We start from the raw sequence: 5,326 nt of genomic DNA, 5'->3' as shown, positions 1-5,326 counted from the left end.
CATTCCGGCTCGGTGCGGCTGTTCACCTTTGCCGATACCAGTTTTGGTGGCGGGGCGCTCGCGGGCACGATTGGGCGCGGTTACACGCTCGGGGGCAATATCGACCTCGGCATCGCGCTTGAATCAAGCGACGCTTTCGGCAGTTCGGTCGCGCTCAATGCGGCAGGGGATCGCCTGGCGGTCGGGGCGAGCGGCGATGACGGCGTCGGCAGTGGCTCTAGTAATTCCGGCTCGGTGCGGCTGTTCACCTTTGCCGATACCAGCTTTGGTGGCGGGGCGCTCGCGGGCACGATCGGGCGCGGTTACACGGGGGAAGGAGATTTTGACACGACTGGCGGAGCACTTACCAGGATTGGTGACGCGGTCGCTTACAATGCCGACGCCTCGTCCCTGGTGCTTGGTTCGAGGGACACGGACAGAGTAGCGGCGCTTCGCAGGGCAGGGTCTGGCAACGCCATCGGCAATCTGCTGTTCGCCGACAATGCGGCAGGCACCAGCAACGTTTCGGTGGCCGCGCTGCAGGCTGCGCTTTCGACTGGCCAGTCGATCAGCTTCGAAGCCTCGAATGACATTACGCTGGATAGCAATCTAGTCGTCAATAATCCGTCGGGCGCGGGCGGTGCGCTGAGCCTGCGCGCCGGGCGGTCGATCCTGCTCAACGCCTCGATTACAACCGACGACGCCAATCTGACCCTGATCGCAAACAGCGGCGGCTCGGATCTGGCCACGGTCAATATCTTTCGGCTTGCCGGCGATGCCCGGATTACAATGGCGCCCGACACCTCGATCAATGCCGGGGCCGGGACGGTCTCGATTGCGCTCGCTAACGGAGCCGGGCTAACCAGGCAGACAAGTGGTGATATCACGCTGACAAGCATCACGGCCGGCACCATCAATGTGACCAATGCCGGTCCGACCGCTGGCAGCGATATCATCCTGAGCTCCGGCGCCATGCTGACCGCCTCTGGCGTCGGCCGGGCGATCGACATCCGCGCCGAGACCGGAACCTTCACCAACAGTGCCGGTACGGGTGCGCTCGTCCTGACAGGCGGAGGCACCTATGCAGTGTTCTCCGATGCGCCGGCCACGACGCTGGAGGGCGTGACCGGCTATCTGAAGCGCTACAACGTCGCCAACGCAACCGCATTCGCGGCGCTCAATCCGGGAAGCAGCTTCTTTGCCTACCGGATCGCGCCGGTTCTCACAGTGACGGCGAACAGCCTCTCGCGCAATTACGGAAATGCAAACCCGACCCTGACTTTTGGCGTTACTGGCTTCATCGACGGTGATACGGCAGCCGGCTCGTTGACGGGCGCGCCCACGCTGAACACGTTGGCCGGGGCCACGAGCAACGTCGGCGACTATGCCATTGCCGCTGCACTGGGATCGCTGGCGTCCGCCGAGGGCTATCAGTTCAGCTTCACGAACGGCACTCTCACGGTGACGGCGCGTCCGATCACGGTGACCGCCGATGCGCTCTCGCGGATCTATGGCAACGCCAACCCCGCGCTGACGTTCACCGTCGGCGGCCAGGGCCTGGTGAATGGTGACACCCTGAGCGGCGCGCTGGCCACTGCCGCCAATGCGACCAGCAACGTCGGCACCTACGCGATCACGCAAGGCACGCTCGCCGCGAGCGCGAACTACGACCTCAGCTATACGGGCGCGGATCTCACGGTGACGGCGCGTCCGATCACGGTGACCGCCGATGCGCTCTCGCGGATCTATGGCAACGCCAACCCCGCGCTGACGTTCACCGTCGGCGGCCAGGGCCTGGTGAATGGTGACACCCTGAGCGGCGCGCTGGCCACTGCCGCCAATGCGACCAGCAACGTCGGCACCTACGCGATCACGCAAGGCACGCTCGCCGCGAGCGCGAACTACGACCTCAGCTATACGGGCGCGGATCTCACGGTGACGGCGCGTCCGATCACGGTGACGGCGGATGATATTTCCAAGCTGTTTGGTGAAGCAGATCCTCTTCTGACCTTCCGTGTCGGCGGTGCAGGGCTCGTAAACGGGGATCTACTTTCCGGCTTGCTGGTCCGCGACACGGGCGAGGCTGTCGGGGTTTACACCATCCGGCAAGGCACCTTGGGAGATCCCAATTACATTATTGAGTTCTTCCCGGGCATTTTCACAATTGACCCTGTCGCGACCTCCAGCACGACCCCGCCTGAGCTCAGCACAAGCGTTCTCGAAAATGCACTTCAGACTTTCGAGGCGCTTTTGGGCTCTGGGGCTGCTGATCGAGATCTCGACTCGCCTTTGATGACGGGCGAGCTGAACTCTGCAATCACGACCTGCCAAATCGCTCTCGACGGCTGTGCGTCGCAACTGGAGTCTAAGGAATGAAACTTCCTGCACTGATCCTCACTGGCGTGCGAATTGCCTTGCTTGCGTCCTGCGCATCGATGGGACACCTCGGATCTGCCCAGACTGTCCCGGCGCAAAGTCAGACCCCGCCGGGTGTCGAGATCGAGCGCGGAGCTGATGATGCCGAAATCGACCTTACGATCGGTGGTACGCTCTCGGCCCCGCAGGGAGCAGAGCAGGTGCTGCTTGTCATCGGCCAGGTCACTCTGGATGGTGGGTTTGATCCGGTAGCTACCCAGACACAAGCCCTGCTGCCCCAGCAAGGCACCGAGGTAACTCTGGCGGATCTATATGTTGTCGCAGCATCCGTTCAGCAGGCCTATCTTGCTGCAGGCTATCCGCTTGTGCGGGTATTTGTTCCGACACAGGATCTGGATCGACAGAAAGCGCAGGTCAGGCTTCAGGTCGTCTCAGGCTATATCGGCGCTGTCGAGACCCAAGCACTCAACCCCAAAGTCAGTCCTGTCGTTGCCCGCTATCTGGCTCCTTTGGTCGGCGAGCAAAACCTGACCGCCAGAGATCTGGAACGCGCAGTGTTGCTGGCCGGGGACGTGTCCGGTGTGTCACTTTCTTCCGCACTCTCACCCGGCAAGCAGACCGGCGAGACAATTCTCATTGTGAGCGGCGACTATCGTCCCGTGCAAGCGGTCCTGTCGTTCGACAATCGATTGGCCCCGGAGCTCGGCCGTGAACAGGCAACCTTGTCAACGGCGTTCAACAGCACGCTTGGCCTCGGTGAGCGGATTGGCGTTACTCTTTCAACCGCACTCGATGATCCGTCATTCAGCCCCTCCGCTTTGCGTCGCTATGGCGGCATTTTCGTTGATCTGCCCGTGGGTAGCGATGGCCTCATCATCGGAGCTGATGCCGCAATCAGTACCGCGCGTCCGGGCGGAGCGGCCGCATTTCTCGCACTCGCTTCCGAATTCGAGCACCTTGGTGGCCGCGTCTCCTATCCACTGACTAGAAGCCTCCGAAGCCGCCTTGTCGCTTTCGGTAGCTTTGATGTGAACAAGGAAACTCAGGCTTCCTTGCTGCTCGGCTTTCCTGTCCCGCTATCACGAGATGAGACCAGAGTTGGCCGGATCGGGTTCAATGGCTTCATGCAGTCACGCAAAGGGTTCTTTGCATCGGCTGAAATCGAATATTCGCGCGGCCTTGATATCCTCGATGCACGTCGTGCTAGCGATGCCAGTATTTTCGAACCCTTATCCCGGATCGGTGCCGATGCAGTCTTTAACAAGCTTGCCGGGAGCCTGCTTGTCGAAGCAGACCATCCCAAGAGCCCGATCGTGGGAAGGTTACTCGTCTCTGGCGGCACCGGCTTCGGCGATGCCTTGCTGCGATCCGAGCAGATCAGCGTAGCGACCCCCGACCTTATTTCGGGTCCTCCAAGCGGAATTCTTCTCGGCGATTCCGCCATTGCGGCACGCCTTCAGGCTGAGGCCCCGATCACTATCTTGAGAATGCAACTGGTTCCCTACGGCTTTGCTGCAGCCGCACGAACCTGGCTCGAACGCCCGACCCCGTTTGAGCTCCCGGACGCAGAAACCCAGGCGTTCGGCTTTGGGCTTAACTCGCAAGTGCCTGTCGGACCTTTCATACTTACTGCACAAGCCGAATACAGCCATACAAGGAGCGATGATTTCAATGGGCGCGGAGACTGGGTGACATTTCAAGTCGCTCTCCGATGGTAGTGAGGTGGCTCAGTTTGTTTGAACAGCGATCGGCAAAAGATAAGTGGATTGTCTGCCGCTTTCGTTGCTTTTCCGATATGGGCTGTCTTGCAGGGAGGGCGTAGCCCGACCGGAGAGACGGCCCATATCGGTTGCTGAATTCATGCTGCCACTGGAAGCGGCAGGTTGTCAAAGGGGTCGGTTCCGGCTGAGGGCGAAATGACACCGTAAGCCCCCGGGGTCGGGTCCGTGATGGTGGCGCAGTTCAGATATCGGTGAGATCCTCGGGGTATCGTCCACCGCGTTGGCGGAAGGCTTCCCAAGTTTCCTTCCCGCGTCTTGAGACCACGAGACAGGCTGTATTAGAGGGCAACGCGACCATTGTGAGATAAACAACGCTAAGCCGAACAGATCGCGAACGACAGGATCATACGCCTGACGTGCCAATGTCGGCTATTGATGTCGTGGACGGCTCTCCACCCCGCAGGGTAATTTCTGCGGATGAGTCGGAGATGAGAGTGACGATGGAGCAAGTGTCGGTTGTTGGACTGGATTTGGCAAAGTCTGTTTTCCAGGTTCACGGTGTCAATGCGCGGGGCGAGGCTGTTCTGCGGCGTAATACCAAAGCCTGTGGAATCTGACTCACGGGGGGTATCGCGGGGTCCACGGCATTTTGGTGCAGAAAGTGACGATAAGCAAGATATTGAAATGCCTGCGTAAAGTGGCATGTCGTTGATCTAACTGTCTGATATTGCAGGGTATGCTGTTATTTTCAGCTTTGACTGCCATCTTGGGTTCTGGGAGCGCTTTTTGAGCCATGATCGAGGAGCGCATCGCGGTGAGGGTGGATGTTGAAACGCAAGATGCCACGCATGTTGATGTGGGCGTGTGCGATCGGAGCGATGCGGGCGAGATGGGTCTGATCGAACTGATCGGGGGCTTCGCCAACGATAGCGTCGATGTTGCGGGCGTTCCAGAATATAACCAGATTGGCGATCAGGGTGAGAGCGCCGGAGATTGCGACGAGCTCCTCGGATGAGCGGCCGTGGGCGGCGGTAATGGGGCCGTCATGGATAGCACGCTGCAAGGTGTGGACGGCTTCGCCCTGGGCGAGCAGGGCATGGATCATGCGCCGGAACTCCTCGTTGGACAGATAGTCGCAAAGGTCGTGTCCGTCAATAGACCTGTTGCGAAAGCCGGGCCAGTTTGATTTTTCTGGGACATCGAGTGAGGACAGGGGGGTGTCTTTTGATGCAAGGGATCAGAAGCCGGCC

General features: G+C 60.2%; 3 protein-coding genes. 2 read left to right on the top strand and 1 reads right to left on the bottom strand.

Going from position 1 to position 5,326, the window contains the following annotated elements:
* Positions 1-12: 12 nt before the first annotated feature.
* On the top strand, positions 13-2,355 hold the full coding sequence (locus C0V72_RS16685) for an MBG domain-containing protein (RefSeq protein ID WP_143704636.1): 2,343 nt from the start codon (positions 13-15) through the stop codon (positions 2,353-2,355).
* Positions 2,352-4,073: a ShlB/FhaC/HecB family hemolysin secretion/activation protein gene (locus tag C0V72_RS15615; RefSeq protein ID WP_101795058.1), complete on the top strand. Its 1,722-nt coding sequence runs from the start codon at positions 2,352-2,354 to the stop codon at positions 4,071-4,073. The genes C0V72_RS16685 and C0V72_RS15615 overlap by 4 nt, the downstream gene beginning before the upstream one ends.
* Before the next feature lie 751 nt (positions 4,074-4,824).
* Here the strand turns inward: C0V72_RS15615 and C0V72_RS15610 are convergent.
* Positions 4,825-5,205: a Tn3 family transposase gene (locus C0V72_RS15610; protein ID WP_267893449.1), complete on the bottom strand. Its 381-nt coding sequence runs from the start codon at positions 5,203-5,205 to the stop codon at positions 4,825-4,827.
* Between the last annotated feature and the right edge of the window lie 121 nt (positions 5,206-5,326).

The organism is Porphyrobacter sp. TH134 (assembly GCF_002855495.1).
GTDB lineage: Bacteria > Pseudomonadota > Alphaproteobacteria > Sphingomonadales > Sphingomonadaceae > Erythrobacter.
The sequence above is the reverse complement of the archived record's forward strand: the minus strand, read 5'-3'. Positions and strand labels throughout refer to the sequence as shown.